We start from the raw sequence: 26,668 nt of genomic DNA on the forward strand, positions 1-26,668 counted from the left end.
CACTTTTGGGCCGAGGTGCGGCGACGATGGTTGGGGAAGATCACTGTTGCAAACAGGGAACGGAATCGCCTCGGCGACGGTTGCAATTCTACACGGGAGTTTCCGCCATGCGCCGCTCGAAGCCACAGCCGATCCGCAACAAGCTCGATCTTGCCGACCGTACTCAGGTGCGGCTCGTCAGAAAGCGTCTCGGACTGTCAGATGCGGAGCTGATCAGCATCGTCGAGCGGACCGGCAACTCGATTGCGGCCATCAGCAAGGAGGCGGCGCTGCAAAGGGCAACCACGCTGCCCAAGCCGGACGATGCGCCTCCTGCCGCCGTGATCGCTTCGGCGACCGTCGGCGAGCAGGCGACGACGGAAGTGACGGCGATCCCACCAAATTCTTGAACGACTTTTCGGGGCACCGATGGATCAAACAGTACATCCAGACGACGCCCTGACGCGGGCGGCCTCGAGCCTGCGCCGCTCCCGCATCAGCGAGGGCAAGCCGTTTCCGCTCGGCGCCACCTGGGACGGGCTCGGCGTCAATTTCGCGCTGTTTTCGGCCCATGCCACCAAGGTCGAACTCTGCCTGTTCGACGACGACGGCGAGACCGAACTGGAGCGGATCGAACTCCCGGAATATACCGACGAAGTCTGGCATGGCTATTTGCCCGCGGCCCGTCCCGGCACCATCTATGGCTATCGCGTTCACGGCCCCTACGAACCCGACGCGGGACACCGCTTCAATCCCAACAAGCTCGTGCTCGATCCTTACGCCAAGCAGCTGGTCGGCCGGTTGCGCTGGGGACCGGAGCTGTTCGGCTACCAGCTCGACCATGCCGACAAGGATCTCTCCTACGACGAACGCGACAGCGCGTCCTTGATGCAGAAATGCCGCGTCATCGACCCGGCCTTCACTTGGGGCGCCGCGCGCAAGCCGGAAGTGCCATGGGAGCGGACGATCGTCTACGAGATGCACGTCAAGGGTTTTACCCAGCTGCATCCGCTGGTGCCCGACGCAGACCGCGGCACGTTCTCCGGCCTCGCGCATTCGGAGGTCCCGGCCTATCTGCGATCGCTCGGCATCACCAGTGCAGAATTGCTGCCGATCCATGCCTTCGTCGACGACAGCTATTTGGTTGAGAAAGGCCTGCGCAATTACTGGGGCTACAACTCCCTCGCCTTCTTCGCGCCGGAGCCACGTTACCTCAAGACGCCGTTCGCGAACGAATTCAAAGCCATGGTCAACCAGTTCCACGCCCATGGCATCGAGGTCATCCTCGACGTCGTCTACAATCACACCGCTGAAGGAAACGAGCTCGGCCCGACCCTGTCCTTCAAGGGCATCGACAACGCTAGCTATTACCGCCTGCTGCCGGACCAGCAGCGCTACTACATCAACGATACCGGTACAGGGAATACTGTGAACCTGTCGCACCCGCGTGTGCTGCAACTCGTCGCGGATTCCCTGCGCTATTGGGCGACCGAGATGAGGATCGACGGCTTCCGTTTCGACCTCGCCACCATCCTGGCACGGGAGCCCTACGGGTTCGACGAAGGCGGCGGCTTTCTCGATGCCTGCCGCCAGGACCCCGTGCTCTCCAGCGTCAAGCTGATCGCCGAGCCTTGGGACATCGGTCCGGGTGGCTATCAGGTCGGCCAGTTTCCGCCCGGATGGGCGGAGTGGAACGACAAGTTCAGGGACACGGTGCGCGCCTTCTGGAAGGGCGACGAGGGATCGATCGCGGACTTCGCCAAGCGCGTGTCCGGATCCGGCGATCTCTTCAACAAGCGCGGCCGCCGGCCGTGGGCCAGCGTCAACTTCGTCACCGCACATGATGGTTTCAATCTCAACGATCTCGTCTCGTACAACGACAAGCACAATGAAGCCAATGGCGAGGACAATCGCGACGGCCACAGCAACAATCACTCCTGGAACTGCGGCGCCGAGGGACCGACGGACGATCCGGACATCATTGCGCTGCGCGAGCGCCAGAAGCGCAATCTGCTGGCAACCATGCTGTTGTCGCACGGCACGCCCATGCTGCTTGCCGGTGACGAATTCGGACACACCCAGCACGGCAACAACAACGCGTACGCCCAGGACAACGAGACCACATGGCTCGACTGGATGGGCATCACCGCGAACGGCCGCAGCCTGCGCGAATTCACCCGAAAGCTGATCGCCACGCGCAAGGCATTTCCGATTCTCTACCGCAGCCGCTTCCTGGTCGGCTCGCACAATGAAGAGCTGGACGTGAAGGACGTGACGTGGCTCGCGCCGTCCGGAGAGGAAATGACGACGGAGCAGTGGCAGGACGGCAACGCCAAATGTTTCGCTTTGCTGCTCGACGGCCGCGCCCAGGAGACCGGCATCAAGCGCCGCGGCTCGGACGCAACCATGCTGCTGATCTACAATGCTCATCACGACGTCGTCCATTTCACCCTGCCCGCCGTCGCCGAGGGACGCAGCTGGGTCGGGTTGATCGACACCAATCAACCGGAGGGGCAGATGCCCGCGTTCGACTTCGGGCATGTTTATGTGATGACCGGGCGATCCCTCGTGGTGTTCGGTCTCGCCACCGAGAGCATCGCCACCCGCCGCCTGCGCCAGGGCCTTGGAGCGCTGCTCGACGTCGTGGAGGCGCCGCTGCCGGGATAGTCGCCACGATCAGGCGAGCCGATGCTTTCGAGTTGAATAGGGAACGCACGCAGGTCACCGGCGTTCGAGTAGATGGGGCATCAGTCGGAGAACACCGAGATGAAGTTCACAGGTGCCGTTATCCTCGCCGCTCTTGCGCTGCCTGGTGCAGCTTGGGCGCAGGCCAGCAAGCCTGACGTTTCGTCCGCGCCGAGCGCGCAGAATTCGGGTGCCGGCATTGCCGGACAGCCCGGCAACAAGAACGGTCCGGCCGCCAAGCCCGGTGAAACCGTCGGATCAAGTTCGACAAACTCCACCGGCAACACCGCCGTGCAATCGCAGGACCCGGCGCATATTCAGGGCGCACCGGGCAACAAGAGCGGGCCGCCCGCCAAGCGTCCGGACCAACGCTGAGCGAGTACGTCCACAATCCTGCCGATCGTCTTTGAACGACCTGCGCCTGATCGGCGCAGGTCGTTTCGCTAGGAACGAACACTGAAGCCGCCCGTTCGGAAGACATCTTCTTTTCCTGCCCTCCCAATCCGAGAGTCCCGCCATGTATCATCACGTCAAGAAGCTGATGTTCACCGTTCGCGTCGACGAGCCGGATCCGCGCTTCGGCAACATGCTGCTGGAGCAGTTCGGCGGCGCCAATGGCGAGCTCGCCGCCGCGATGCAGTACTCGATCCAGGGATTGAACTGTGAGGATCCCGATCGTAAGGACCTGCTGATGGACATCGGCACCGAGGAGCTCAGTCATCTGGAAGTGGTGGGCACGCTGGCGCGGATGCATCTCAAGCCCTCGAAGTTCGACCGCCAGGCGGCCGAAGCCGATCCCCTCATCGCCATCGCGGGCGGCGGCGGAGTCAATCTGTTCAACTCGCAGGGCAATGCCTGGACCGCCGACTATCTGAAGATCACCGGCGAGCTCGACGTCGATCTGCGCAGCAACATCGCCGCAGAGGCGCGGGCCAAGATCGTCTATGAGCGGCTGATCAATTTCTGCGACGACGCCGGCAGCAAGGACGCGCTGCAGTTCCTGATGACCCGCGAGATCACGCACATGAAGGCCTTCGCGCTGGCGCTCGAGAGCATGGGCAAGCCGGCCTTCAGCATCGGCCGCATCGCCCCGACGCCCGGCCTTGTCGACCAGTTCTTCAACGATTCCACCGGCGCCGGCGACCATGGCGAGATCGACACGCGCGGCCCCTGGAACGAGGGCGGCGACTGGGTCTTCACGGAGTCGCCGGCGATCCAGGCGGGCGAACCGGGTCCGGCCTCGGCCATCGTCACCGAGAGCTCGCCGCCGGCCGACGAAGCGGGTCTCGGCGATCTGCTCATCAACGAGCTGCGCGATATCTTGCATGCCGAGAAGCAATTGACCAAGGCGCTTCCCAAGATGGCGGAGGCCGCCCGCTTCGACCAGTTGCGCGAGCTGTTCGAGCAGCACTTGGCGGAGACCGAAGCACAGGTCGAGCGCATCAACGAATGCTTCGAGATGCTCGGCAAATCCGCCCGCGCCAAGCCCTGCAAGGGCATGATGGGCCTCGTCGAGGAGGGCCAGGAGATCATGGCCGAGGGTGAGGACAAGGAGGACGCGGCGGCCGACCTCGCGCTGATCGGCGCGGCGCAACGCGTCGAGCACTACGAGATCGCAGGCTATACCACGGCGCGCAACCTCGCCCAGCAGCTTCGCCACAGCGCCGTTGTCGCCCTGCTGTCGAAATCACTCGCGGAGGAGGAGAACGCGGATCAGCTCCTCAACCAGGTGGCCCGCTCGCTGATGTCGGTGGCGAAAATGCCCGCGGCAGTCGAGCAGACCGAATGATCCCTAGCCGTCCAGCAGGTCGAGAAACTCCTCGACCCGGCTGAACGGATCCGCGTCGCGGCGGCCGGCGTGAACGACGCGGTCGCCGTCGCGCTGCAGCGCTCCCGTCTGCGACTTTCCTCTGGATTTCCGCAGCCGCCCCGGCAGGAACGTCGCGGCGACCGCCTCGGGCCCGACATCGAGCCTGACGATGCCGCGCCGTTTGCAATCGATCCGGAGCCTGGCGGATGCGAAGAAGTCGCGGGCCTCCGGCGGCAACCGACCGAAACGACGCGAGATCTCCTCCTCCAGATCTTCCAGATCGTCGTCGCTTCGGCATCGGGCAGCGCGGCCATAGATCTCGAGCCGGACCGCTTCCGATTGCACGTAGCCCTCAGGCAGCATGTCGGCCAACGGCATATTGAGATCGGGCACCCACAGATCGGCGCCGGCGTCGCTGCCTCGCTCGGACGCCCGCTTCAGCAGATGACTGTAGAGCACCGGTCCGAACACCTGGACATGGCCGGACTGCTGTTCCGAGAACAGATCGCCGGCGCCCCTGAGGTCGAGGTCGCGCTCGCTGATCGCAAAGCCGGCACCCGGCTTGCTGAACTCCTCCAGTACCGCCAGACGTTTCTCGGACTGCTCTGAGGTCGATTCCGTCAGCAGATGGGCAAAAGCGCGCGTGCCGCCGCGTCCCACCCGTCCCCTGAGCTGATGCAGCTGCGCAAGCCCGAACTTTTCGGGCCAGCACACCACGATGGTGTTCGCGCGCGGAATATCGAGCCCGCTTTCCACGATATTGGTCGCCAACAGCACGTCCGCCTCGCCGTCGACGAAACTCATCATGCGGTCGTCGATCTCGTCCACGGGCAACCTGCCGTGAAGACAGACGATGCGCAGCTCCGGCGCCACCGATTGCACCCGCGCCAGCATCGGCTCCAGATCCTGGATGCGTGGGCAGATCAGGAAGCTCTGACCGTGCCGCCTGCGCTCGCGCAGCAGCGCCGCGGCAATGGCAGCGTCGGACAGCGGCGCGATCCTGGTCACGATGGGAAGGCGATGAACCGGCGGCGAGGCGATCACGCTGAGGTCCCTGAAGCCGGCAAGACCCGCCGCGAGCGTGCGCGGGATCGGCGTGGCGCTCATCCACAGCGAATGGGCCCCCTTGGCGAGGCCTGAGAGCTTCGCCTTCTCCGCCGCCCCGAAATGCTGCTCTTCGTCGATGATGACGAGGCCAAGGTCGGCGAACTTCACGTCCTTTGCCGCAAGCGCCTGTGTGCCGACCACGACTTTCAGCGTGCCGCGCCGCAGCCCCTCCTTGGTCTCTCGCGTCTCCGGGCCTGAACTGGCCCGCGACAGGCTTCCCACCTCGATCCCAAGAGGGCCGAACCGTTTGCGGAAGGTTTCGACATGCTGCCGCGCCAGCACGGTGGTCGGCGCCGCGATCGCCACCTGTTTGCCGGACAGCGCCACTGCGGCCGCCGCCCGCAGCGCGACCTCGGTCTTGCCGAATCCGACATCACCGCAGATCACCCTGTCCATGGGATGGCCCGCCGCAAGATCGTCGAGGACGTCTTGAATGGCCTGGCCCTGGTCCGCTGTCGTGAAATAGGGGAACCGTGCGACGAATTTTTCATAAGCCGGCCCCGGTGGCACCAGTTTGGGTGCGCGACGGCGGAGGCGCTGGCTGATGTGTTTGGCGAGCGCCTTGGCGGCGACTTGGATTTCCGCTTCCGCCTCGGTACGCCGCGCCCACCAGCTGCTGCCGTCCGCCTTGTCGAGCGTCAGCTTGCCGGGTTCGCCGGCATAGGGCCAGATCACCGCAAGATCGGCCGGTGGAACGAGCACGGCATTGTCGCCCGCGAATTTGAGCCTGATCATCTCGCGTCGCGATCCCTTGCCCATATCGAGGGTCTGCAAGCCATCGAGCACGGCTAGCCCGCGTTGCAGATGGACAATGGCGGCGCCCTTTTCGGGCACATCGGGATGATCGAACGCCGGGTTCCATGCGCGCGCCATCGGCTGGGGATGATGGGCCCGGCTGCCGAGCACGTCGGACGCGGTCACGACGACAAGCGGCTTGCGGCCGGCGCCAATGAACCCCGCGTCGAAATCGGCCAGCAGCGCGCCTTCGCGGCTCCGTGCCTTCGCCACCTCGCTCCAATCGGCCAGGCGCTCCGCCTTGATGCCGCTCATGCGCTCCATCGCGCGAAGGTCGTCCTCGACGGCCGCGACGAACAGCAGCCGCGATCCGCCGCGCTGCATGTCGGCGACGAAGGCGCGAAGCGCCTTGCGCGGCGAGGCCAGCTTCGAGAACTCCGGAGTCGAGATGAAGGCGGCCTTGCGCGGCAGCACGCTGATGCGCTTCTTCAGCTGCTTCCAATCCGCCTGCCCCAGATACTCGCGCTCCGCATCCCTGCGGCCGGCGGCGTCCTCAATCGTGGCCTGCCAGCTCTCGGCGTGGGTCGATACCCCGGCATCCGCGATCCACCGCGCGCGGCTGCAATAATCAGGCAGCGTCGCCCGCTGTCCGCGCGTAGCTCCCAGCGCGATCCGCTCGGACATGGGATCGATGATCAATTCCGCGGTCTCGTAGACGACCTCGTGCTCGATCGGATCGACCGCGACGATCTTGCGAATCGTGTCTCCGGAATGCTCGATCCGGAAGGGAGCGAGCGCGCCGGCGGGAAACACTTCGAACGTCTTGCCGTGGAACAGGACGCCGCCCGGATACTCCGCCTCTTCGTCGAGATCGTAGCCGAGAGCCTCCAGCCGCGTCTCCAGCTCGGGCCCGGAATAGGGCGCGCCCACCTTCAGCGTGAGGCTCGACCGCGACCAGCTCGCCGGCAGCGGCAGCCGTTCCATGATGGCTTCCGCGGTCGACACCAGGAAGACGGGCTTCTTTGCCTTGGCGAGACGCCGCAGCACCGAGCTGCGCCGTCCCGCGATCTCGCGGGATGGCTCGAGGCCGTCGAAGGGCAGCGTGTTCAGGCGCGGAAACACCAGCACGTCGACCGAGGGATCGAGAGCGTGAATCACGCCGCCCAGCCGCTCCGCCCTGCTCTCGTCGTCGCAGAGGAAGACGAGGCCGTCGGACTTCTCCCACTGCTCGAGCAGATGCAGCGCCAGCATGCCGAGCGGCGATGAGGAGGCGACCGCGGAACGCGAGGCGCTCTTGTCCGGACGCTTGCTTGTCGAGCTCGTGCTTTTCGAACTCGTGCTCTTCGTGCTCTTGCTTTTCGCGCTCTTGCTTAGCGAGCCTTTGCTTTTTGAGCTCTCGCTTTGTGTCTTTATCGCGCCGGTCGTGGCCCGGGCTTTCCTGGTGGGCGCCAATGTGTATCCAACTTTGTTTCGCAAATAGAGGCGAGCGACGACGAGCCCTCCCGTTGAGCTCCGTCGATAACGCGCCTCGGGCCTGAGCGCCCAATGACGTCATTACAATTTTGCAATTGCGTTGAAAAGCAGAGACAGAGCGTGAAGGCAAGCGCCTTGGACGGCCAGAAGGCTAGCGGGCTAGCGGGCTAGCGGGCTATTGCAGGACCTTCGGCAGCACTACGACCACATCCACGCTTTGCGCGAGGATATGCGTTGCGACCACAGCGAGCTGGTGCGAGAACTCATCCTCGATCTCGGCCGCGCAGTCTTCGTCGCTGGCAATGGCAAACAGCAGATTGCCGTCGATTTCGTCGAACCGGATGCCGGCGAACAGGCGATCGAAAATCTCGGCGCCCGCGATGTACGCGATTCGCGCCTGGATGGCCTGGTCCTCGACGAGCGACAACTTCCTCATGGACGCAACATATGGCCGCACCATCCGAATGCAAGAGCAGGAGAGCGCTGGCGCGGCGTGCCTTGCGAACTATATTGGTGGCATCGTCCCGCCTGACCGCCGTTTGCCCTTGAGGAAATCCTTGATTCTGTTCCTGCTGCTGATCTTCCTGCCGATCGCCGTGTCGGCCGGCCGCTATTATTTGCGCGGCGACGGCCGCGGCAATTGGCAGACGGCGGATCGCTCCAGCGCCGGCCTGCTGCCGCCCGCGTCCGCCAATCCGGACGCGCTGATCCGCGTGTTCGCCGCGCGCACGGTGCGCTGGCGCAGTATTTTTGCTGTCCATACCTGGATCGTCGTCAAGGAGAAGGGCGCCGCGACCTACAGCCGATACGATTACACGGCCTGGGGCGACCCTGTTCGCAGCAACGGCTTTGCGCCCGATGGCCGCTGGTTCGGCGCGATGCCGGAAACGGTCGTGGCGGTCGACGGCGCGCGGGCAGAAGCATTGATTCCGAAGATCCGCACCGTCATCGAGAACTATAAGTTCCGCGCCTATGGCGACTACAGCGCCTGGCCGGGGCCGAATTCCAACACCTTCGTGCAGGCGGCGCTTGACGCCGTTCCCGAGTTGCGCGCCGTGCTGCCGCCGACCGCCATCGGCAAGGACTTTCCCTACAGCGGACGCTGGGCCGGCATCACGGCGTCCGGCACCGGGCTCTACGCCTCGCTGTCGGGCTATCTCGGCATGACCATCGGCTGGGTCGAAGGGGTCGAGATCAATTTCCTCGGCGCGGTGCTCGGCCTCGACATCCGCCGCCCCGCGCTGAAGCTTCCAGGCATAGGCCGCCTGGGTGTCACGGCCGGCGCGTAGCGCCATGGCGGGGCAATCCCATCAAAGTCGGTGCCCTCCCAAGCTTCCCGACATTGTCTTTTCAATGTGTGCTTCAGGTCACAGCAGAATCGAGCGCCTTGGCCTAAACTGAACTTGCATGGCCGCAAACAAGGTAACGGCGGTACGCACGAGGCTGGAAAGGCGACCGACAGCTACGGACTTTTGAAGCCGCCAGGTGAAGAACTCGGCGGCTTTTTCTCTGTCCAGGGAACGCGCGGCCGAAGCTTGTTCGCTGCCGATGTGGCTACGGAACCTCTACCGTTTGTCTGAGGAATCCGAGAGCCTCCGCTGATCGCGCTCTTCGTCGATCTGCCGTTCGGCCTCGAGCCAAAACTCCACGTCCCGATCGACCGGGCGACCGGCCTGCTCCCAGAGTTCGTAGGCGCGCGCTCGCACCTTTCCGCGCCGCATCATGCGAAGCAGCTTTTGCTTCAGCTCCTCGGCGAACGTCCTGAATCGCTGGACGGTGGTTTCGTCTTTGACAAGGGCTGCCGCTCGCGTTGCGAGTTCGATCTGGTGCTCTATCTTTTGCCGCTCGTCCACCGCAAACCCCGCCGTAGCCACGGGCCTGCGTCGCAGCCCGTGCTGCTCACAACCTCAATTCCTGCTGGAAGGCTCTGTTCCGCCTTCAATGCCAGGTCTTGCTAGTGCCACGTCGTGTCCGCTTCGACGACCACCGCCCTTGTTTCGGGATCTTCCGTCGTGTTGCAGGTGCAGGGCATTCCCTCACCGCAGCGGCAGCCGCCCAGTTCCTCGCTCCAGGCGCGGAGCGGATGGTTTGCGCAGACCCATCCCAGACCGTGGCAGAATGGGCATCTCTTGTCGGTCACAGCGTATCCGGCGTCCGCATGGGGTTCGACTTGTCCTCGTTGCGCAACTCCTGCTCGGCCGCATGCCAGAATTCTTCCTCGCGGCCTTCCGGCTTGCCCGCCTGTTCCCACAAGCGGTGCGCGCGTTCTCTGATGTCGTGATCGGTCGGCTCCGGCATTGCATCTCCTGCGAAGAGAGACACGGCCCCACCCTGGGGGGTATGGGGGCTTGGAGGCGGGGCCGTGCAGGCCAGCAAATCGGCGGCGACGCTGGCCCGCTGAGTCAAGCCTCGATGGTGCGCAGAGTTCCTAGCCCTGAGCGGCGAACGATCCGGCTTTCAGTTACCTTCGTCCTGAGCTGAAGCGCCCGCGGCATGCATTGCCGCGCACCATCCGAATACCATCGCAGGCCCGATCATCGTGCCCGGGCCCGGATAAGTGCCTCGAAAGATCGAGGATGAATCGGTACCGACGGCGTAGAGTCCGGGTATGGCGGTCCCAGGGCTAGACAAGACGCGGGCGGTTGAATCCGTGCACAAGCCGGCGCTGCTAGCGAGATCCGTCGGCCATACTGCGACGGCATAGTATGGCCCAGGACCGACCCGCCGCAGGCACGGGTTTGGCACGTTCCGGAGATCACCATTGAACCGGTTCAACTCGCTTGAACCGCGGCCGAACTCTTCGTCCACACCGCTCTCGGCATAGCGATTGTATCGCTCGATCGTTTGAGCAAGCTCGCCGCCATCGACGCCGATGTTTTCGGCCAGTGCTTCAATCGTTTCGCCCGCCAGCAAATATTTAGCCTTGAGAAATTTGTCCAAATCCCTCGTCCCGGGATGAACGAGACCAATGCCATAGTCGCCGATAAAGGCGCGATCGCAAATCAGGAAAGCTGGCGTTGCCAATACCGAAGACGAGTCCGATCGCAACATCGCTTCCACGAAGTCGTGATAGGAGTCGGCTTCATTCACGAAACGGCGGCCCGACTTGTTCACCGCAAGCAGTCCTGGCTTGGCACGATCCAGCATAATGTGCGGAAATACCGAGACGTAGCCGTCCGCCTGCGTCATGACCGAGCTCGGCATCCACAAGGCGGGGCTATCGAAATTACGCTCAATCACCGCGTCGACGCGTTCGGCCGCGAGCAGGCCGTCCCCGGTATTGCACGAAGGCGCGAGTGAAAATCGGCGCGCGGCCTCGGGGAAAAACCTGTCGCGAAGCTCGCGGCTCCAGCCGATGCCTCCCGTTGCCAGCACCACGCCCTTGCGGGCACGTATCGCCAATGCTCCTGAGGGCGATGACAAAACGGCCCCGACGACTGCGTCGCCATTACGGATGAGCTCAGTGAGCTCGGTCTCATATCGCAGATCCACGCCGGAACGACGAAGGCTGTCAAACAGCCTCGCGACGAGAGCGTTGCCCATGATCAGACGCGTTCCGCGGTTGTAGCGAAGTCGATCAAGCAAATGCCGACCGAGCAGACCAACGACATGCCTGAAATTCGTCCAGTTGCGGAATGGCGCCAGCAACGCCGGGATGTCCGCCTTTCCGACCATCATGCCGCCGAGGACCATGAACTCTCGCCGCGGGGCCCTTATGCGCTCGAAGTCCTTGCCAAGCTTGCGGCCGTCGAACGGAACGGCGCCGAGAGCACGACCACCGATCGCTGCCCCTAGAAGATTCTTGTAGTCGGGATGGACCGGCGGCGCCGCAAACCGTACGCTCGTCCTCTGCTCGAGATAATCGAGCATCATTGGACCCGTCTGGAGGAACGCATCCACACGCGCGTCCGCGGCGTGTTCGCCGAGCAATGCTTCAAGATAGACCCGCGCCGCCTCGGTGGAGTCTGAGATCCCTGCAAGCAATCCCTGCCGATTGCCCGGAATCCAGATGGTGCCGGCGGAGGTCGCGGTCGTGCCGCCAACCGTGTCCGACTTCTCGCAAAGGATCACGTCGAGCCCTTCGAGGGCGGCCACCAGCGACGTCGTCATGCCGGCGGCACCCGCCCCGACGACCAGAAGATCGGTCTCGACGTCCCAGGAGCGATCGGCTTGCGACATCCCGCACTACCCTTCTCGTCCCGAAATTCTCACCTCTCGCTGCGCACCCGCTCGACAACGGCTCTGCCTGCCGCCAACGCCCGGCGTGCTCGCGTCGCGGCGTCGACGCTCTTGGCCAGCTGAACGGTCGGAACCTCGATGCTGATCGTCAGATCATTCGGCATCGCGCTTGCAAGCCCCATCAGGTCTATTCCGCCCTCGCCCGGAAACATCCTCTCCTCGCGAGCGGCATGGATGAGCTGCTCCGTGGTCGCCGGGCGCTCGGCCGGGCCGTCGCAAAGTTGCCAGTAGTGAAAGCGTTGCGCCGGGATAGCGCGGAGGTCCGCAAGCGAACATTGCGACCGATCGAAATGCAGTGCATCGACCAGAATGCCGGCACCGGGATGATCGACGTCGCCGACGATCCGCATTGCGGTCTTCAGGTCCGGAACGCTGGTCCAGGGCATGAATTCGAGGTCGGAGGTCAGGCCATAGCTTGCTGCCGCTTCACAAAATTGCTGGTAGCGATCCGAAAACCGCGCCAGGTCCGGATCGTAGGCCGCGACGAGGATGTGTTTGGCGCCGAGGCGCGCGCCCACCTCGAAGAAGGGCGTGAACGAGGCAATCTCGGTTTCCGGTCTGAACGCAACGACCTCGAGATCGGCGACAGACACCCCCGTCAACTCCAACCGCCGAAGCGTCTCCCGCAGGAGCGGCGCATCGTCCATCAGGCGATAGGCAACACTGCCAGGCGTGGCGGGCAACAGCCTGAGCCCGACCTTTTCGTAACCGCAATGCGCCGCCAATTCGATCATCTCGGGCGGCGCAAGCTCGAGCACGGTCAACGCGGCGAGCGAGAACGTTGTCATCAGCCGAAATCCGCGATACGGGCGTCGAGCGCAAACATGCTTTGATAAACTTCCGGCTCGCTCGCCCCGACCATGACGTCGGGCGCAAGCTCGCTCGCCCGCCGCAAGGCAGCCTGCAACGAGGCGACGTCGAGCGCCTCGATCAGCAAAAGCCCCGCGAAGAAGCCCTCATTCTTCCGCATGCCCTTCTCCGTCGTCCGCACTGATGTCCGCGCCTCGTCGGTCGCGCCGATCTGCACGGCGGCAATCCCGTCGCACGCAACGAACGCCTGAGCGAGACCCTGGGGATCCTTCGGCAGCGTTTCGATCTGGAGCGCCACGATCGATGCGCCCTCGCCTCGCCCCGCCCGCGCGATCATGACGCCGCCGCCCCGCATGAACTTGCCGAGCTTCGGCATGATGCGCTGGGACCATTGCGTCGGTGCGTTGAGGCGCGCCAGATAGGCCTCGCCGTCGAGGACCTCCGGCGTCTCCAGCTCATACAGAATGAAGAAGCGGTCGATGTCGTCCCTTGCCGCGCGGAAGACACGCGATGCCAGGAAGCCCTTCGTCGTCACGCGCTCGGTCGTGTGTTCACGCGTCAGCCAGTGTCGGTAGTCGGTCAGGTCGTGAGCCTCGACGTCGCTCCAGATGGCGAGAAATCCCGTGCCGCGCATTCCGCCCTCCATGCCTACGCCTTGCCGCCGGCCGGAAGCCCGCGCAGAGCCGGTGCCATGGTCGCAGGCATTTGCCCCAGCCGTTGGACCGCCGCGAGCATCGCCGCGAGATAACCATAGGGACCCAGGCCGCAAATGACAGCCGTGCAGGCACTCGACGTGATCGAGTGGCGGTGCAGCTCGTCCCGCGCGTGGATGTTCGAGATATGCACCTCGATCTTCACACCCTCGAAAATCTTCAGCGCGTCGATCAGCGCGATCGAGGTGAATGAATAGGCCGCGGGATTCATGATGATGGCTTCCACGTTGCCATGGGCGGACTGGATCAGATTGACCAGTTCGCCCTCCATGTTCGATTGATGGAACGACATCGAAACGCCGAGCTGATCGGCCAGCGCGCGGCAGCTCGCCTCGATCTCCCCGAGCGTCGTCGAGCCGTAAATGTGGGGCTCGCGGATGCCGAGGAAATTGAGATTGGGTCCGTTGAGGATCATGATCCTTGCGGCCATTTCGCTTGTCCTTCCTTTGTTGCCGACGGGTCTAGCCGGCAAACCATTTGGCCGGGATCGTCACCAGTCCCGGGAATAGCACCATCGCGAACAGGACGATCAATTGTGCAATCAAAAAGGGCCAGACGCCCTTGATGATGTCCTCCATGCTGATCCTCGAGACGCCGCAAACCACATTCAGCACGATGCCGACCGGCGGCGTGATGAGGCCGATCGCATTGTTGATGATGAAGAGGACGCCGAAGTAGACGGGATCGATGCCCGCTGCCTTGACGATCGGCATCAGGATCGGCGTGAGAATGAGGATGGTCGGCGTCATGTCGAGGGCCGTTCCCACGATCACCACCACGACCATGATCGCCAGCATCAGGAGCGTGTTGTTGCCCATGAAAGGCTTCAGCAGGGTGACGATCTGTGCCGAAATCTCGGACACGGTGATGAGCCAGGACGATACCAGCGCCGCTGCCACCAGAAACATCACGATGCTCGTCGTCAGGGCCGAGGAGACAAACACCTCATAAAGCTGCGACGGCTTCAATTCCCGATAGATGCAGGTCGCGACGAACAGCGAATAGACGGCGACGACCACTGCGGCTTCCGTCGGCGTGAAGATGCCGAAGCGCAGGCCGACGATGATGATGACCGGGAGCATCAACGCCCAGAAGCCGTCGACCACGGCTTTTACCATCTCCGAGAGCGATGCCCTTGGCGGGGGCGTCAGGTTCTCCTGGCGCACCACCCACCACCAGGCCAGGCAGAGCCCAGCCCCGAGCAGCAGCCCCGGGACGATCCCGGCCAGAAACAGCTTCGAGATCGACACGCCCGCGGCGACACCGAAGATGACGAACCCGATGCTGGGCGGAATCACAGGCGCGATGATGCCGCCGGCCGCCACCAGACCCGCCGCATAGGACTTCTTGTGGCCCGCCGCCACCATCATCGGCACCAGCAGCGCAGCCAGCGCTGCGGCGTCGGCCGCCGCGGAGCCCGAGAGCGACGCGAGGATGCAGGACGCGAGGATCGTGACGTAACCGAGTCCGCCGCGAAAATGTCCGACTGCGACGAGCGCAACATTGACGATTCGCTTGGCCAGACCGCCCTTGTTCATGACCTCGCCGGCGAGCATGAAGAAGGGAATGGCCATGAGTGGAAAGCTGTCTGCGCCGTTGATGACGTTCTGCGCCACGATCTGGGCATCGAACATGTCGATCGTGCTCATCAGGGCCACGCCGCAGACGATCAGCGCAAAGGCGATCGGCATGCCCAGCGCCATGGCGCCGAGCAGCGAGAAAGTGAAGACGGCAATCGTCATGGCGTGATCCCGGAGATTTTCAGGATGTGAGCGCCGGGCGACACGATATTGGGAGACAGCATCAGTGCTCCTCCGATTCCCTGACGGCCACCATGTCGGCTTCGCTGGCTTGTCCGGACATGACGCGGAACAGATCGTAGAGAAGGATCACGCCGGCCGAAACGCCGAAGATCACGCCCACGCCATAGAAGATGCCGAGCGACAGGCCGGTCGCCGGCGCGCGGTCGTCGAGATTGATGATCGTCTGCCGCCAACTTCCCGAGAGCAGAAGCCAGTCGGCGAACAGCATCAGGACGTAGCTGACGATGAAGCAGATGCGTTTGCCGTAAGCCGGCAGCATCCGCACAAGGCTATCGACGCCGAGATGGGCGTGCTCACGCATTGCCACGACCGCACCGAGGAAAGTCAGCCAGACCAGGAGCCAGCGCGACAGCTCCTCGGAAATCGCGATACCGGAGTTGAAGCCGTAGCGCAGAACCACGTTGCCGAACACCAGCACCACCATCACCGCGAGAAATGCGGCGATGATGCCTTTCAGCAGGGTGCAATACAGGTCGAGAAATCGCGCCATACGTGCCGTCCGGGCAAAGTCGGATTCAGAGCCGGCCGACTGGACGGCTCTGCGTCTTGCATGCTGACGAGGTCGACTATTTCACGTCCTTGCGGATGCGATCGAGCTCGTCGTTGAAGAGCTTAACCGCGTCCGGCTTGAGATTGGCGGCAATCTTGTCGACCACCGGCTGCGCCGTCTTGCGCATGCGATCGAGCTCTTCCGGCGCGACGGTGTTGTACTGCATGCCTTTGGCCTGCAATTCCGACAGCGCCTTTTCGGTCTGAAGGCGTGTCTGCTCCTTTTGATAGCCTCGGCTTTCCTCATACGCCTCGCGCATCAGGCGCTGCTCGGTCGGCGAGAGCTTGTCCCAGAACGCCTTGCTCACCAGGATGATGTTCAGGGTGAAGGTGTGATTGGTGGCGGAAACGTACTTTTGCACTTCGTAGAACTTGTTGGAGAGAATGACCGTAAAAGGGTTCTCCTCGCCATCGACGGTGCGCGTCTCCAGCGCCGAGTAGAGTTCGCCGAAGGCCATCGGAACGGGATTGGCCTTGAACGATCCGAAGGTCTCAAGGTAGACCGGGTTCGGAATGACGCGAAGCTTGAGGCCGTTGAAATCCTCGACCTTGGTGATCGGCCGCGTGCTGTTGGTGACGTTGCGGAAGCCGAGGCCCCAATAGCCCAGACCGATCAGCCCCTTCGACGGCAGCGTATCGAGCATTGACGTGCCGAATTTTCCGGTCCCGAGCGCGTCGGCCTGCTCGATGGTCTTCACGATGAATGGAAAGTCGATGAGGCCGAACTCCGGCACGACGGTTGCGAGCGACGTCGTCGAGGCCGAGAGCATTTCCTGGGTACCGCCGCGCAGCGCCGATTGCTGCTGCAGCTCGTTGCCGAGCTGCGAGGCCGCGAACTCACGGATCTTCATCTTGCCCCCGCTCTTCGCCAGCAGGATCTCCGCAAATTTCTGCACCCCCGCGCTGACGGGGTGATCGGTGTTGTTCAGGTGTCCCCACCTGATCGTGCGCTCCTGAATGTCCTCAGCGGATGCGCCGACCGTCAGCGCCACGCAGATCGCCGTCGCAGACAGCGCCCGTACCAACAAGCTCATCGTTTCCTCCCTGTTCGACCGGGCACGACCGGCGGCTTAAGCCATTATATTTTTCGTGCCCTCAGCCTATTTAGACATCACACATATATTTCCGTGTCAAATGACGATATCTATTTCATATGATGATTTGTCATACATCATACATCTGAAATCTGCTATAGTGCTGGCAACATTGATGGTTCGGCCGCGTCCGAAGTGGCCGACGATCGGGACAGGCGGGATCAGAAGGCATGACGTCAGTCGAGGAACGGCCCCTGTCGGCAGGCCACAGCGGCTATCAGCGCATCCGGGCCGACATCATTTTCGGAGTGCTCACGCCATCCGGACGCCTCAAGCTCGACGCCATGAAGGAGGACTACGGGGTCAGCATCTCCACGCTGCGCGAGATCCTCAATCGTCTGACCTCCGAGGGCTTCGTGGTTGCCGAGGGCCAGCGCGGCTTCGAGGTGGCGCCGATCTCCATCCAGAACCTGCGTGAGCTCGCCGGCCTGCGCATCCTGCTGGAGCATCACGCGATGGCCGAGTCGTTTCGTGCCGGCGACGTCGAGTGGGAGGGCCGCGTGGTGTCCGCGCATCACAAGCTGGCGGCCACCGAACGCACCGTCCTCAAGGAGGGTGACGATCCCGAGCTGCGCAAACGCTACGACGGCGAATTCCACCAGGCGCTGATCTCGAGTTGCGGTTCGCGCGAGCTGATGCAGACCCATGCGGTCGTGTTCGACAAATATTTCCGCTATGCGCTGCGCTACCGCGGCGCGGAGACGATCAACCAGCACAAGGCGCTGCTCGAATGCGCCCTCAAGCGCGACATCAAAGGCGCCAAAACCGTGCTCACCGAGCACATCAACGGGTGCGTCGCGCACGCCCTCGCCTCCTGGAACGAGGACTGATCGCCCGGCTCGCGGCTGCAGTCGGATATCGGGATGACCATCGACATGATCCCCGCACATCGGGCCGAGACCGCGGTCGCCGCGGGCGATATCCTCGGCGAGACGCCGTTGTGGTGCGACCGCTCCCGCAAGCTGTGGTGGGTCGACATCGACCGACGGCTGCATCAATCGTTCGATCCGGCGACAGGCGCTCATCAGGTTGTTCCGTACGCATGCAACTTTCTCGGCAGTCAGGCTCTGACGGCGGATGGCTCCCACCTGCTCGCGCAGGATCTGGGGCTTTATCGCCACTCGCCTAGTGACCGTCCTCCAGGCCAGCTCTGCGAGGTCGAAAGCGGCCCCGACAACCGTCTCAACGACGGGCGCGTCGACGCCCGGGGTCGGCTATGGATCGGCACCATGGACAACCAGCTGCATCGACCGAACGGGGCGCTGTATCGCGTAGATGCCGACGGCCGGACGATGCGCATGTTCGGCGATGTCATCGTAACGAACGGCATCGCGTTCTCACCCGACAATCGCACGCTCTATTTCACGGATACGAGGCGATACCGCACCTGGCAGTTCGACTTCGATCTCGATGACGGCGTGATCCGAAACAAGCGGCTGTTCGCGGATTACAGCGCCTCCGGGGAGAGGCCCGACGGCGCTTGTATCGACGTCGCCGGCGGATTGTGGACCGCATTCTTCTCCGGCGGCCGGGTGGTGCGCTATCGGCCGGACGGCCGGATCGACACCGTCATTCCGGTGCCGGCGACCAATCCGACCTGCGTGTGCTTCGGCGGAGCCGATCTGAAGACCTTGTTCGTGACGACGGCGCGAAAGTTTCTAGATCGTGAGCAATTGAGCCGCGAACCCCAAGCGGGTCATGTTCTGGCCATTGAGGGCATCGCACAGGGACTTCCAGAACACCGCTTCGGCAATTGATCCTGAACCCTCTTCATTCAGAACCCTTGCACGGGCCGTCGTGAACCGGCTTCGCTACCATTTCTCGCCGAAGGGACGAATCTCCAGCTCGAAGGTCCAGGCGCTTTTGGGTTGCTGATAGAGCATCCAGTAGGATTCGGCGACCGACGATGGCGGCATCAGGAGGTCGGGATTGTCCAGCGCGTTCGGACCGAGCGCCTCGATCCGCCGTTGCCGGACCCATTCCGTGTCGACGCCGGAATCGATGATCAGATGCGCCACGTGAATGTTCTTCGGGCCCAATTCGCGCGCCGCGGCTTGCGCGACCGCCCGCAGGCCGAACTTGGCGCTGGCGAAGGCCGCATAGCCGCTGCCGCCGCGCAAGCTCGCCGTCGCACCTGTGAAGAAGATGTTGCCCTGGCCACGGGGCAGCATCAGGCGCGCGGCCTCGCGGCCGGCGAGGAAGCCGGAATAGCAAGCCATTTCCCAGACCTTGCGGAACACCCGTTCGGTCGTGTCCAGAATCGGAAAGTTGACGTTGGCGCCGACGTTGAAGATGCAAACCTCGAGCGGGGCATGCTTGTCGGCATCGCCGAGAAACGAGATGACCTGGTCTTCCTTGCGCGCGTCGAGCGCGCACGCGTGAATTTCGCCGCCGGCCTGTTCGATCTCCTTGACGAGCGGTTCGAGCTTGGCGCCGTCGCGGCGTCCCGCAAACACCGTAAAGCCCTCGGAGGCGAACTTCTTTGCAATCTCGCTGCCGATAAAATCACCGGCGCCGATCACGGCCACGGTCGCGTTTCTCTTTTGCATGGGACTTCTCCCGGTCAGGTCTGGATCCGGTCGTCGGATCATAATTCGGACCGCAGATTGTCTTACAGTTCTAAAACCGAACTGTCAATTCGAGTAGAATTTGTGCTCTAGCAAAGACATTGTCTCGCAGTAGGTACCGATTTAGAATGGTATCTGAACCAAAGGCTTCCTGAACGATATTCGCGCGGAAGCCGCGGGCAGAGTGGAGATCTGGAATGAAATGGGGTGAGCTGGAGGACGAGCCGTGTTCGATGGCCCGAACCATCGGCGTGATCGGCGACCGCTGGACCCTTCTGATCCTGCGTGAATGCTTCCTGCGCACACGCCGTTTCGAGGGCTTTCAGTCTTCGCTCGGAATCACGCGCCACCTGCTCGCCGAGCGGCTGAAGAAGCTGGTCCGGCAAGGCGTGTTGCGGCGTATCCCCTATCAGGACTCGCCCAAGCGGCACGAATACATCCTCACTCAGAAGGGGCTCGATCTCTATCCGATCATGATGGCGATCGTGCATTGGGGCGACACTCATATGGTCGACGCGCGCGGACGACCTTTGCTGCATCAACACCGCAAATGCGGCAAGGACTTCGATCCGGTCATGGTTTGCTCCGAATGCGGCGAGCCGCTTTTGGCCAAGGAGATTCATACCCACCCCGGCCCTGGTGCTCGACGCACCCCGGCGCCGGAGAAGCCGAAGGCAAAGCGAGAGACAAGGGCAAAGACAAAGGCCCACCGCAGCGCCGCGTGAGATGGCTGCGTAGCGCGAGCAACGTTCGACATATCCCTGGAAATGGTGCGACCGATCTTTCAAACGGACATGAACTCTCGTTCCCGCGGCGCATTTCGCGCGAGCTTTGCTTCATCACTCACCCGCTCAAATCCAAGAGGGCACAGGGAAGGCCGGGTGCCGGCTGGCACCCGCGGTCCGCTGCGCGAAAAGCACATAGGCAAGTTCACCCTCTATCCACCACGCACTCCGCACCATCGATAACATAGGCTGCGTGACGAAAATCCCTGATAGTGGCGAGCTTGCCGGCGGACCAGTCGAGCAGCATGAAATATTTCGCCCGCCCGGCTGGCTCGTTCGGATCGAACACCAGGATCGCGGGACGTCCCTCGACCTGCCCCGTCACCAGGTGCCAGTCGCTGACCTTCGAATAATTGCCGAAATAGTTCGACACCTCAGCCTTGCCTTTCAGCCTGGTGCGGTTGACTAGCTCGAGCCTGACGTCGTCGGCGATCATGGCGCGGATCGCGTCGAAGTCGCGAGCGTTGAAATGGCCGACATAGGCGCTGAGCCGCGTCCGATCGGCTTCCGACAGGCCCGGCTGCGACACGTCGTCCGGCTCTCCGGCGAACTCACGCAGCTGCGTGCGTCCGCGATGCAGCGCGGCCTTCACCGCCGGCAGGCTGAAATCCATGATGTCGCAGACCTCGGCAAGCGAGCAGCCGAGCACGTCCATCAGGATCACGCTGGAGCGCTGCGCCACCGGCAGCCGCATGAAGGTGCGCAGGCTGGTCGCGGCGATCTGGCGGCTTTCCACATCATCGAGCCGGTCGGCAATCATCTCCACCTCCTCGGCCGAATGCAGCGCCTCCTGCCGGTTGCGGCGGCGCAGGAAATCCAGCGCGGTGTTGTGCGCGATGCGGAACAGCCAGCCCTCCATATTGACAGGCGTGACCGATTGCAGCGCTTCCATCGCCTTGATCAGCGCATCCTGCAGCACATCCTCACCGTCGATGACCGAGCCGACCATGCGCGCGCAGTAGCGATGGAGTTTCGGCCGCATCCGCGCCAGCAGGGCCTCGACATCGACGGTGGCCAGGGGGTCTGGCGCCATTGCTCCTCCGCTTCGCCTGCTCAGGACTCGTCCAGCATACGATAGTTGCCGACAATCCTCACATCACGAACCAGCGGCGGCTCCGCGCAGCGGTCACGGATGCCGTCCTGGAACGTCTGAAATGCCTTGAGTTTCGGGATCGGGCTCGAGCCGTCCGCGGCCGCGGCCTCGACAAGATGGATGAAGGTGTCGTCCTCCAGCCGCAGCGTCAGATAGCGCACACCGTCCGGCCCGGCCGCCTTCAATTCGGCAAATACGGCCGAAACCAGCTCAGCATTCCGATCGGCCAGCTCCGGCCTAGCCTTGTACCTGATCAACGTCCTTCTCATCGCGCGCTCCTTGCTCATGTCGCGACCTGGTTCGCTCAAAATCGCGCACATGGCCGCATCACCCCTAGGACGTTTGCCGACCGGCGAAGGATGCGGCCCGGAAACAATTATTTTTGGGCGCATCCTTTGCCGCTCAGCCCTCGTCTAGCCCGCAGAACGCGCCGCGACAGGCTGGCGCGACACACGGAGAGAGGGCGATGCAGACCCCGACCAATCGCGCCGCGCAGAACTGGGTGCTCGGCGTCACCGCGCTGGCATCCTTCATGATGGCGCTGGACGCCATGATCATCACGACGGCATTCGCGACCATCCGCGCCGAATTCGGCAGCCCGGTCGAGACGCTGCAATGGACCGTCAACGCCTTCAACCTGACCTTTGCCGTGCTGCTCCTGACCGGTGCCGCGCTCGGCGACCGCTTCGGTCGCCGCCGCATGTTCGCGGCCGGGCTCGCCCTGTTCGTCGTTGCATCGGCGGCCTGTGCGCTCGCAGGCAATGCCACCGCGCTGATCGCCGCCCGCGCGCTGCAGGGCGCCGGCGCTGCGCTGGTGATGCCGCTGGCCATGGCGATCCTGAGCGGCACGTTCGGCCGCGAGGAGCGCGCCCGCGCGCTCGGCATTTTCGCCAGCATCACCGGCTGCGCGCTGATCATCGGCCCCGCCATCGGCGGCTTCATCACCGAACATTTCGGCTGGCGCTGGGTGTTCTGGATCAACCTGCCGATCGGCCTGATCGCGATCACCCTGGTGCTGGCACGGTTGCGCGAAAGCTTCGGCCCGGCCGCCGCGTTGGACATCCCCGGACTGGCGCTTGTTGCGCTGGCGGCGCTGGCGTGGGTGTGGAGCCTGTTGCGCGGCAACGCCGTGGGGTGGGCGAGCGCCGAAATCATCGCCACGCTGATGTCGGGCCTGGTGTTCACGGCCGGCTTCGTGCTCTGGGAATTGCGCGCGGCCGCGCCGATGGTGCCGATGCGGCTGTTCTCATCGCGGGCGCTTGCCTCCGGCATGTCCGCAAGCGTGCTGTTCTACGCCGCGATGTATGGCGTCTTGTTCCTGCTGCCGCAGTTCCTCCAGACCACGCTGGGCTTCGACGCCTTCGGCGCCGGACTTCGCCTGCTCCCCTGGACAGCGACGCTGTTCGTCACCGCCCCGATCGCCGGCGCGGTCGTCAACAGGTTCGGCGAGCGGCCGCTGGTGGTGACGGGATTGCTGATGCAGGCGATCGGCCTCGGCTGGATCGCGGAGATCGTGAGCTCCGCGGTTACCTACTCCGCTCTGGTCGCGCCGCTGGTGCTGGCCGGCGTCGGTGTCTCGATGGCGATGCCGGCAGCACAGAACGCCATCCTGAGCTCGGTCGCGGTGGCCGAAATGGGCAAGGCGTCCGGCATCTTCAACATGGGCCGCTTCCTCGGCGGCATGTTCGGCATCGCCGCGCTGGTGGCGAACTTCTCGGCCCATGGCGGGGTCGATTCGGCCGCTCATTTCGAGAGCGGATTTGCCGCGGCGATGAGCCTCGCCGCAACGCTGTCGCTGGCCGGCGCGATTGCAGGGTTTTTCCTGCCGGCACGGCGACGGACCGCCGGCGCAGCCGCGCCGCAAGATGCGTGAGGCTGACAACACTGGAGTTTCGTTATCGGGCTGGCGGCTTGTGCCGTCACGCTTCTTTCTGATCATGAAGCGTCGTTCTAAAATGAAAACGACATCTGGTGGAAGACATCGCAGTCCTCCGACACGCATTGCAACCCGCAGGACACGTTTTCGCGTTCTCGCGGCGAAATTCGCCCGAGGTTTGCCTGGTCACTCCACCCTCTAAGCCAAGAGGGCGCAGGGAAGGCCGGGTGCCGGCTGGCACCCGCGGTCCGCTGCGCGAAAAGCACACGCAGGAAAACCGCACAGCAGCATACAGGTGTAGCCAATCACTCGGCCTTCCCTGCGCGATGGTTGGACGGCTTATGCCGTGCTCTCCCGGGAGCCGAACTTTCCTTCTGGCCTCCCTCGCCTTCGCGAAATTCACCGGCACCGCGCCGGTTGACGCAGATGCCGCATTCGCCAGGGCTTGACCGTAGCAACGACGGCCAGGACCACACGGTTTTGCCGTACGCACGGCCCGCCATTTCGCCGCAGTTTTTCCAGCCCTGTCGACGGAGCCGGAAACTTACAGACGAGACGAAGCCTAGCAGCGCCGCTCGTCGGAACGAAGCCTTGGGTTCACGGAGAGCAATCCGCCCTGCCCTTGGCCACTCGCACCCGAACGCTGCCGCGTCCACCGCAAGCCCAGCTCGCGAACGTGACGACCACAAGATCGCCCCTCAAGAATGAGCCGGGATGGCCGACACATACGCCAATTCCGAATTTCGGTAAAGCGGAATATTTTTGCGCGAGCGGATTGACAGGGGGCGACACAGGGCTGGAGCGTTGCGAGACAGACCGTCGGTTCGACAGGCGAGAGTTGGCCAAAGGAACGGAAAAGCCCACCAATTTAACCTACCCGCTCGAACGACAAATCTGGCTTTCCATCGAAGCGCACCAGAACAGCTTGCGTCGCTGCCTCTCCACAAACCCATGAGTCTTGTAGCCGGCGGCTTTTGCGGTCCAGTTCGCAGGGACATACTTGTTTCTCGCCTGCCTGGCGCTTGTCGCTTTGATGGTTCAGGCTCGTCTGAATTTACTGCCATCCCACGATGAGTCGGAGCAAACCGAAAGCCGCCCGATTTCGCAGATCGCGCGCCAGCCGGGGTTCATCATGGCCGTTCTCAGCGGTGCGTTCGGAAATGCAGGCATGAATATGCTGATGACATCGGCTCCAATCGCGATGATCTCCCATCATCACACATATGCCGATGCTGCGTTCTGATCCAATGGCATGCCTTGGGAATGTTCGCCCCGTCCTTGGCGACGGGGGCATTGATCAAGCGCGCAGGCTCGACCACGATCATCCGGCTCGGCGCGCTTTTGATGCTCGCTTGCGCTGCCGCGGCCGCACTTCTTGGAACTGGCGTGAGTGCATTCTGGGTTTCGATGGTGCTGCTGGGGGTTGGTTGGAATTTTCTCTATGTCGGCGGAAGCACGCTTCTGACCGGAAACTATCACGTTTCAGAGCGCGCCAAGGCTCAAGCGCTGCACGATCAAACAGTATTCCTATCAACCGCCATCAGCGCGCTTCTATCCGGTTGGCTGCTCCAGCAGGCGGGCTGGCAATTCTTGCTCGGCGTGACAGCGGCTTTGGCAGCGACCGTCTTGCTTGCGAGCATCTGGTTGGCGGAATCCGAGACCAAGGTGCCGCAGTTCGCCAAGGCATCTGAATAAGGCATATCCTCTTCACAATCCGGAGCCTGATGGTCTGCACAAGGGTCGAATGATATGGGCGCGCACAGCAAACAGTCGCTCCCGTAAATACCCGACGCGGGGGTGCCACCGAAGTGCCGCCTACCGCGCGGCCCACATCACAGCGCCTCGACAGAAGTTGAAGGCGAGGCGTCCATAGAGAAAACCGCTTCCCGGCTCTGACGCAGCGAGGCGGTACGAATTGCCGAGAGCACGGAGAATTTCGATCATCTCCATCAATTCATGATGCGTCAGCGTCAAATGAAGACTGGCGTGCGACAGGAGCAGGGCTTGAATGCCAATGTTGATCATGACGGACCCGCTCCTGCGCACGGCAGCGGCATAATTTGCGCGAGATAAGCGCTTCTCCATTGATACGGCGTATCGCCGACAAAGCGCTTGAACACCGTGGTGAAATGCGCCTGGGTCTGGAAACCCACGGTCAGGGCGATGTCCACGAGCGCAATTTCGGCCTGCTTGAGCAGCTCCTGGGCGCGCTCGATGCGGCGCCTCAGCAGATATTCATGAGGTCGCACGCCGACGGCCGCACGGAACTGCCCGGCGAAATGCATCCTGCTCAGGCCGGCGACGGCGGCCATGTCCTGAAGCGTTATCTTTGCAGTCAGATTCTTGTCGACATATTGCAGGACGCGCCTGAGACGCCAATTCTGCAGCGACCGTACGGTCCTTCCAGCATCCCCCTCGCGAATGGCGTCGGCCTGATCGAGCTCGGCCCGTGCGCTGGGAGCCTGCCGACTGAACGTCCGGGTGAGGATCGCAAGCCGCAGGGCGTCGGCCATGATGGCGGAATGGGTATCGTGCGTGGCCTCGGTCGCCGCGAGCGCATCGGACAGGCGCCGCATCACCGGATCAGCGGCTTCTCCTCCTGCGAAGGCCCGTTCGCTCTCGGCAGGCGGCGGTGCAAGGAGTTTTGCGGAGAGCCTGAAGCGGGGCCCGCGAGCGGCAGAACGTCCGGCGTCCGCCGCATGCTCGACCGCCAGGGCCATGTCCAGATGGACGAAAGACAGCATTGTTCCGCCTTCGTCGAACCGGTCAGGGAGTTTCGATAGCCCAAGCCGATCGCGATCGATTGCCGAGATATCGATCGCGCGAACGTCATGATCCTTGATCGCCTGTGAGCGTGACATCTGCAGCGACATCGTCGAATCTCCTTGTCCCGTTTTCGATCCGGCCTGGCCTGACCGGCTTGCCCGAATGCCATGGGAGGAGAGTAATTCGGCGGTGTGCGCGATCCATTCTACCCGCGGGTGCGTCTATAGGTTCTCGGGTTGACCGCGTCATACCTAGGTATGATCACGACCTGTTCGTCGGGTGAGCGCACCGATGCGACGTCTCAGCGGGATCGCGGCTGCGGGCACAACTTGCGGCGCGACGCCTGCGGTAAGTTGACGCGCTTTCTGCGCACCATCCGCCGGCGGGACCACGCGAGCTCCCTGGTTTTTCCGGGGAATGCCGCTTGCCGGCGGTTTCACCGCATCGAGCGCGCGACAGGTCTTCCACGAGAGCACGAAAATCGCGCGGGTGGATGTTGTGAACGCGATCAAATCGCGGCATCAACGCGCTGATAGCTGATGTGAGAAGAACGACTGCAAGTGA

At 63.2% G+C, this 26,668-nt stretch carries 28 protein-coding genes; 12 read left to right on the top strand and 16 right to left on the bottom strand.

Annotation, left to right across the window (positions count from 1 at the left end; all coding sequences use genetic code 11):
• Window positions 1-107: 107 nt before the first annotated feature.
• The 4 genes from BRA1253DRAFT_RS15950 to BRA1253DRAFT_RS15965 all read left to right on the top strand — a co-directional run bounded on the left by BRA1253DRAFT_RS15950 (window position 108) and on the right by BRA1253DRAFT_RS15965 (window position 4,453).
• Entirely contained in the window at window positions 108-389 is a 282-nt protein-coding gene (locus tag BRA1253DRAFT_RS15950; RefSeq protein WP_007595963.1) for a DUF3606 domain-containing protein, read from the top strand.
• A 19-nt stretch (window positions 390-408) separates the two neighbouring features.
• Complete coding sequence (gene glgX, locus BRA1253DRAFT_RS15955; RefSeq protein WP_007595964.1) at window positions 409-2,646, top strand: glycogen debranching protein GlgX; 2,238 nt, start codon at window positions 409-411, stop codon at window positions 2,644-2,646.
• Between the two features lie 99 nt (window positions 2,647-2,745).
• Complete coding sequence (locus tag BRA1253DRAFT_RS15960) at window positions 2,746-3,039, top strand: hypothetical protein (RefSeq protein ID WP_007595967.1); 294 nt, start codon at window positions 2,746-2,748, stop codon at window positions 3,037-3,039.
• 142 nt (window positions 3,040-3,181) lie between these two features.
• Window positions 3,182-4,453, top strand: coding sequence for a DUF892 family protein (locus BRA1253DRAFT_RS15965; protein WP_007595978.1), 1,272 nt, complete (start codon window positions 3,182-3,184; stop codon window positions 4,451-4,453).
• A 3-nt stretch (window positions 4,454-4,456) separates the two neighbouring features.
• On the opposite strand, the gene BRA1253DRAFT_RS15970 is transcribed toward BRA1253DRAFT_RS15965, so the two are convergent.
• Window positions 4,457-7,567 carry a DEAD/DEAH box helicase gene (locus BRA1253DRAFT_RS15970; RefSeq protein WP_035993472.1) on the bottom strand — a complete coding sequence of 1,037 codons (3,111 nt, stop codon included), beginning with the start codon at window positions 7,565-7,567 and terminating at the stop codon, window positions 4,457-4,459.
• On the opposite strand from BRA1253DRAFT_RS15970, the gene BRA1253DRAFT_RS15975 reads away from it, so the two are divergent.
• The gene (locus BRA1253DRAFT_RS15975; protein ID WP_035993475.1) at window positions 7,566-7,796 is read left to right on the top strand and encodes a hypothetical protein; all 231 of its coding nucleotides are present in this window, start codon (window positions 7,566-7,568) and stop codon (window positions 7,794-7,796) included. The genes BRA1253DRAFT_RS15970 and BRA1253DRAFT_RS15975 overlap by 2 nt on opposite strands.
• 168 nt (window positions 7,797-7,964) lie before the next feature.
• Here BRA1253DRAFT_RS15975 and BRA1253DRAFT_RS15980 read toward each other — a convergent pair whose 3' ends face one another.
• Complete coding sequence (locus BRA1253DRAFT_RS15980; RefSeq protein ID WP_007595982.1) at window positions 7,965-8,225, bottom strand: hypothetical protein; 261 nt, start codon at window positions 8,223-8,225, stop codon at window positions 7,965-7,967.
• 121 nt (window positions 8,226-8,346) lie between these two features.
• Between BRA1253DRAFT_RS15980 and BRA1253DRAFT_RS15985 the strand changes: the two genes are divergently transcribed.
• On the top strand, window positions 8,347-9,078 hold the full coding sequence (locus BRA1253DRAFT_RS15985; RefSeq protein WP_007595984.1) for a DUF3750 domain-containing protein: 732 nt from the start codon (window positions 8,347-8,349) through the stop codon (window positions 9,076-9,078).
• Window positions 9,079-9,354: 276 nt separating this feature from the next.
• Here the strand turns inward: BRA1253DRAFT_RS15985 and BRA1253DRAFT_RS15990 are convergent, their stop codons facing one another.
• The 9 genes from BRA1253DRAFT_RS15990 to BRA1253DRAFT_RS16025 all read right to left on the bottom strand — a co-directional run bounded on the left by BRA1253DRAFT_RS15990 (window position 9,355) and on the right by BRA1253DRAFT_RS16025 (window position 16,957).
• The gene (locus tag BRA1253DRAFT_RS15990; RefSeq protein WP_007595986.1) at window positions 9,355-9,642 is read right to left on the bottom strand and encodes a DUF2934 domain-containing protein; all 288 of its coding nucleotides are present in this window, start codon (window positions 9,640-9,642) and stop codon (window positions 9,355-9,357) included.
• A 283-nt stretch (window positions 9,643-9,925) separates the two neighbouring features.
• A complete protein-coding gene (locus BRA1253DRAFT_RS41555) occupies window positions 9,926-10,087 on the bottom strand; it encodes a DUF2934 domain-containing protein (RefSeq protein ID WP_007595988.1) in 162 nt (53 codons plus the stop codon).
• 159 nt (window positions 10,088-10,246) lie between these two features.
• Window positions 10,247-11,968, bottom strand: a complete 1,722-nt coding sequence (locus BRA1253DRAFT_RS15995; RefSeq protein WP_007595990.1) for an FAD-dependent oxidoreductase — start codon at window positions 11,966-11,968, stop codon at window positions 10,247-10,249.
• 29 nt (window positions 11,969-11,997) lie between these two features.
• Window positions 11,998-12,816: a sugar phosphate isomerase/epimerase gene (locus BRA1253DRAFT_RS16000; protein WP_007595992.1), complete on the bottom strand. Its 819-nt coding sequence runs from the start codon at window positions 12,814-12,816 to the stop codon at window positions 11,998-12,000.
• On the bottom strand, window positions 12,816-13,472 hold the full coding sequence (locus BRA1253DRAFT_RS16005; protein ID WP_007595993.1) for a hypothetical protein: 657 nt from the start codon (window positions 13,470-13,472) through the stop codon (window positions 12,816-12,818). The genes BRA1253DRAFT_RS16000 and BRA1253DRAFT_RS16005 overlap by 1 nt, the downstream gene beginning before the upstream one ends.
• A gap of 14 nt (window positions 13,473-13,486) precedes the next feature.
• Window positions 13,487-13,981 carry a type II 3-dehydroquinate dehydratase gene (locus tag BRA1253DRAFT_RS16010; RefSeq protein ID WP_007595994.1) on the bottom strand — a complete coding sequence of 165 codons (495 nt, stop codon included), beginning with the start codon at window positions 13,979-13,981 and terminating at the stop codon, window positions 13,487-13,489.
• A 31-nt stretch (window positions 13,982-14,012) separates the two neighbouring features.
• The gene (locus BRA1253DRAFT_RS16015; RefSeq protein WP_007595995.1) at window positions 14,013-15,293 is read right to left on the bottom strand and encodes a TRAP transporter large permease subunit; all 1,281 of its coding nucleotides are present in this window, start codon (window positions 15,291-15,293) and stop codon (window positions 14,013-14,015) included.
• A gap of 61 nt (window positions 15,294-15,354) precedes the next feature.
• Complete coding sequence (locus BRA1253DRAFT_RS16020; protein ID WP_007595997.1) at window positions 15,355-15,864, bottom strand: TRAP transporter small permease; 510 nt, start codon at window positions 15,862-15,864, stop codon at window positions 15,355-15,357.
• Between the two features lie 76 nt (window positions 15,865-15,940).
• Window positions 15,941-16,957: a TRAP transporter substrate-binding protein gene (locus tag BRA1253DRAFT_RS16025; protein ID WP_007595999.1), complete on the bottom strand. Its 1,017-nt coding sequence runs from the start codon at window positions 16,955-16,957 to the stop codon at window positions 15,941-15,943.
• A 230-nt stretch (window positions 16,958-17,187) separates the two neighbouring features.
• Here BRA1253DRAFT_RS16025 and BRA1253DRAFT_RS16030 point away from each other — a divergent pair, with 230 nt between their 5' ends.
• Both BRA1253DRAFT_RS16030 and BRA1253DRAFT_RS16035 read left to right on the top strand, forming a co-directional pair.
• Complete coding sequence (locus tag BRA1253DRAFT_RS16030; protein WP_007596002.1) at window positions 17,188-17,847, top strand: GntR family transcriptional regulator; 660 nt, start codon at window positions 17,188-17,190, stop codon at window positions 17,845-17,847.
• 33 nt (window positions 17,848-17,880) lie between these two features.
• Window positions 17,881-18,774 (top strand): SMP-30/gluconolactonase/LRE family protein, encoded by an 894-nt coding sequence (locus BRA1253DRAFT_RS16035; RefSeq protein WP_007596005.1) that lies wholly within the window; start codon window positions 17,881-17,883, stop codon window positions 18,772-18,774.
• A gap of 54 nt (window positions 18,775-18,828) precedes the next feature.
• Here the strand turns inward: BRA1253DRAFT_RS16035 and BRA1253DRAFT_RS16040 are convergent, their stop codons facing one another.
• Complete coding sequence (locus BRA1253DRAFT_RS16040; RefSeq protein ID WP_007596006.1) at window positions 18,829-19,566, bottom strand: SDR family oxidoreductase; 738 nt, start codon at window positions 19,564-19,566, stop codon at window positions 18,829-18,831.
• 215 nt (window positions 19,567-19,781) lie between these two features.
• Here BRA1253DRAFT_RS16040 and BRA1253DRAFT_RS16045 point away from each other — a divergent pair, with 215 nt between their 5' ends.
• Window positions 19,782-20,309, top strand: coding sequence for a helix-turn-helix domain-containing protein (locus BRA1253DRAFT_RS16045; protein ID WP_007596008.1), 528 nt, complete (start codon window positions 19,782-19,784; stop codon window positions 20,307-20,309).
• Window positions 20,310-20,514: 205 nt separating this feature from the next.
• On the opposite strand, the gene BRA1253DRAFT_RS16050 is transcribed toward BRA1253DRAFT_RS16045, so the two are convergent.
• Window positions 20,515-21,402, bottom strand: coding sequence for a sigma-70 family RNA polymerase sigma factor (locus tag BRA1253DRAFT_RS16050; protein ID WP_007596009.1), 888 nt, complete (start codon window positions 21,400-21,402; stop codon window positions 20,515-20,517).
• A gap of 20 nt (window positions 21,403-21,422) precedes the next feature.
• Window positions 21,423-21,731: a hypothetical protein gene (locus BRA1253DRAFT_RS16055; RefSeq protein ID WP_007596012.1), complete on the bottom strand. Its 309-nt coding sequence runs from the start codon at window positions 21,729-21,731 to the stop codon at window positions 21,423-21,425.
• Window positions 21,732-21,928: 197 nt separating this feature from the next.
• Here BRA1253DRAFT_RS16055 and BRA1253DRAFT_RS16060 point away from each other — a divergent pair, with 197 nt between their 5' ends.
• From BRA1253DRAFT_RS16060 to BRA1253DRAFT_RS40490, 3 genes are all read left to right on the top strand, one after another.
• Complete coding sequence (locus BRA1253DRAFT_RS16060; protein ID WP_007596014.1) at window positions 21,929-23,335, top strand: DHA2 family efflux MFS transporter permease subunit; 1,407 nt, start codon at window positions 21,929-21,931, stop codon at window positions 23,333-23,335.
• A 1,003-nt stretch (window positions 23,336-24,338) separates the two neighbouring features.
• Window positions 24,339-24,581, top strand: coding sequence for a hypothetical protein (locus BRA1253DRAFT_RS40485; RefSeq protein ID WP_051058431.1), 243 nt, complete (start codon window positions 24,339-24,341; stop codon window positions 24,579-24,581).
• A gap of 20 nt (window positions 24,582-24,601) precedes the next feature.
• Window positions 24,602-25,033 (top strand): MFS transporter, encoded by a 432-nt coding sequence (locus BRA1253DRAFT_RS40490; RefSeq protein WP_083869863.1) that lies wholly within the window; start codon window positions 24,602-24,604, stop codon window positions 25,031-25,033.
• A 120-nt stretch (window positions 25,034-25,153) separates the two neighbouring features.
• Here BRA1253DRAFT_RS40490 and BRA1253DRAFT_RS16070 read toward each other — a convergent pair whose 3' ends face one another.
• Window positions 25,154-25,363, bottom strand: a complete 210-nt coding sequence (locus tag BRA1253DRAFT_RS16070) for a hypothetical protein (protein WP_007596015.1) — start codon at window positions 25,361-25,363, stop codon at window positions 25,154-25,156.
• Window positions 25,360-26,211 carry an AraC family transcriptional regulator gene (locus BRA1253DRAFT_RS16075; protein ID WP_007596017.1) on the bottom strand — a complete coding sequence of 284 codons (852 nt, stop codon included), beginning with the start codon at window positions 26,209-26,211 and terminating at the stop codon, window positions 25,360-25,362. The genes BRA1253DRAFT_RS16070 and BRA1253DRAFT_RS16075 overlap by 4 nt, the downstream gene beginning before the upstream one ends.
• Window positions 26,212-26,668 lie beyond the last annotated feature (457 nt).

The sequence above is a fragment of the Bradyrhizobium sp. WSM1253 genome, from assembly GCF_000244935.1.
GTDB classification, from domain to species: Bacteria; Pseudomonadota; Alphaproteobacteria; order Rhizobiales; family Xanthobacteraceae; genus Bradyrhizobium; species Bradyrhizobium canariense.

Excerpts from the sequence above, each read along its gene's own strand:
- BRA1253DRAFT_RS15965 (WP_007595978.1), top strand. The coding sequence starts at position 3,182 with ATGTATCATCACGTCAAGAAGCTGATGTTCACCGTTCGCGTCGACGAG.
- BRA1253DRAFT_RS16050 (WP_007596009.1), bottom strand. The coding sequence starts at position 21,402 with ATGGCGCCAGACCCCCTGGCCACCGTCGATGTCGAGGCCCTGCTGGCG.
- glgX (WP_007595964.1), top strand. The coding sequence starts at position 409 with ATGGATCAAACAGTACATCCAGACGACGCCCTGACGCGGGCGGCCTCG.
- BRA1253DRAFT_RS16040 (WP_007596006.1), bottom strand. The coding sequence starts at position 19,566 with ATGCAAAAGAGAAACGCGACCGTGGCCGTGATCGGCGCCGGTGATTTT.
- BRA1253DRAFT_RS15980 (WP_007595982.1), bottom strand. The coding sequence starts at position 8,225 with ATGAGGAAGTTGTCGCTCGTCGAGGACCAGGCCATCCAGGCGCGAATC.
- BRA1253DRAFT_RS16015 (WP_007595995.1), bottom strand. The coding sequence starts at position 15,293 with ATGACGATTGCCGTCTTCACTTTCTCGCTGCTCGGCGCCATGGCGCTG.
- BRA1253DRAFT_RS15970 (WP_035993472.1), bottom strand. The coding sequence starts at position 7,567 with ATGCTGGCGCTGCATCTGCTCGAGCAGTGGGAGAAGTCCGACGGCCTC.
- BRA1253DRAFT_RS15960 (WP_007595967.1), top strand. The coding sequence starts at position 2,746 with ATGAAGTTCACAGGTGCCGTTATCCTCGCCGCTCTTGCGCTGCCTGGT.
- BRA1253DRAFT_RS41555 (WP_007595988.1), bottom strand. The coding sequence starts at position 10,087 with ATGCCGGAGCCGACCGATCACGACATCAGAGAACGCGCGCACCGCTTG.
- BRA1253DRAFT_RS16055 (WP_007596012.1), bottom strand. The coding sequence starts at position 21,731 with ATGAGAAGGACGTTGATCAGGTACAAGGCTAGGCCGGAGCTGGCCGAT.
- BRA1253DRAFT_RS16075 (WP_007596017.1), bottom strand. The coding sequence starts at position 26,211 with ATGTCGCTGCAGATGTCACGCTCACAGGCGATCAAGGATCATGACGTT.
- BRA1253DRAFT_RS16070 (WP_007596015.1), bottom strand. The coding sequence starts at position 25,363 with ATGATCAACATTGGCATTCAAGCCCTGCTCCTGTCGCACGCCAGTCTT.
- BRA1253DRAFT_RS15975 (WP_035993475.1), top strand. The coding sequence starts at position 7,566 with ATGCCGAGCGGCGATGAGGAGGCGACCGCGGAACGCGAGGCGCTCTTG.
- BRA1253DRAFT_RS15995 (WP_007595990.1), bottom strand. The coding sequence starts at position 11,968 with ATGTCGCAAGCCGATCGCTCCTGGGACGTCGAGACCGATCTTCTGGTC.
- BRA1253DRAFT_RS16025 (WP_007595999.1), bottom strand. The coding sequence starts at position 16,957 with ATGAGCTTGTTGGTACGGGCGCTGTCTGCGACGGCGATCTGCGTGGCG.
- BRA1253DRAFT_RS16010 (WP_007595994.1), bottom strand. The coding sequence starts at position 13,981 with ATGGCCGCAAGGATCATGATCCTCAACGGACCCAATCTCAATTTCCTC.
- BRA1253DRAFT_RS16000 (WP_007595992.1), bottom strand. The coding sequence starts at position 12,816 with ATGACAACGTTCTCGCTCGCCGCGTTGACCGTGCTCGAGCTTGCGCCG.
- BRA1253DRAFT_RS16045 (WP_007596008.1), top strand. The coding sequence starts at position 19,782 with ATGAAATGGGGTGAGCTGGAGGACGAGCCGTGTTCGATGGCCCGAACC.
- BRA1253DRAFT_RS15950 (WP_007595963.1), top strand. The coding sequence starts at position 108 with ATGCGCCGCTCGAAGCCACAGCCGATCCGCAACAAGCTCGATCTTGCC.
- BRA1253DRAFT_RS16020 (WP_007595997.1), bottom strand. The coding sequence starts at position 15,864 with ATGGCGCGATTTCTCGACCTGTATTGCACCCTGCTGAAAGGCATCATC.
- BRA1253DRAFT_RS16005 (WP_007595993.1), bottom strand. The coding sequence starts at position 13,472 with ATGCGCGGCACGGGATTTCTCGCCATCTGGAGCGACGTCGAGGCTCAC.
- BRA1253DRAFT_RS16035 (WP_007596005.1), top strand. The coding sequence starts at position 17,881 with ATGACCATCGACATGATCCCCGCACATCGGGCCGAGACCGCGGTCGCC.
- BRA1253DRAFT_RS16030 (WP_007596002.1), top strand. The coding sequence starts at position 17,188 with ATGACGTCAGTCGAGGAACGGCCCCTGTCGGCAGGCCACAGCGGCTAT.
- BRA1253DRAFT_RS40490 (WP_083869863.1), top strand. The coding sequence starts at position 24,602 with ATGTTCGCCCCGTCCTTGGCGACGGGGGCATTGATCAAGCGCGCAGGC.
- BRA1253DRAFT_RS16060 (WP_007596014.1), top strand. The coding sequence starts at position 21,929 with ATGCAGACCCCGACCAATCGCGCCGCGCAGAACTGGGTGCTCGGCGTC.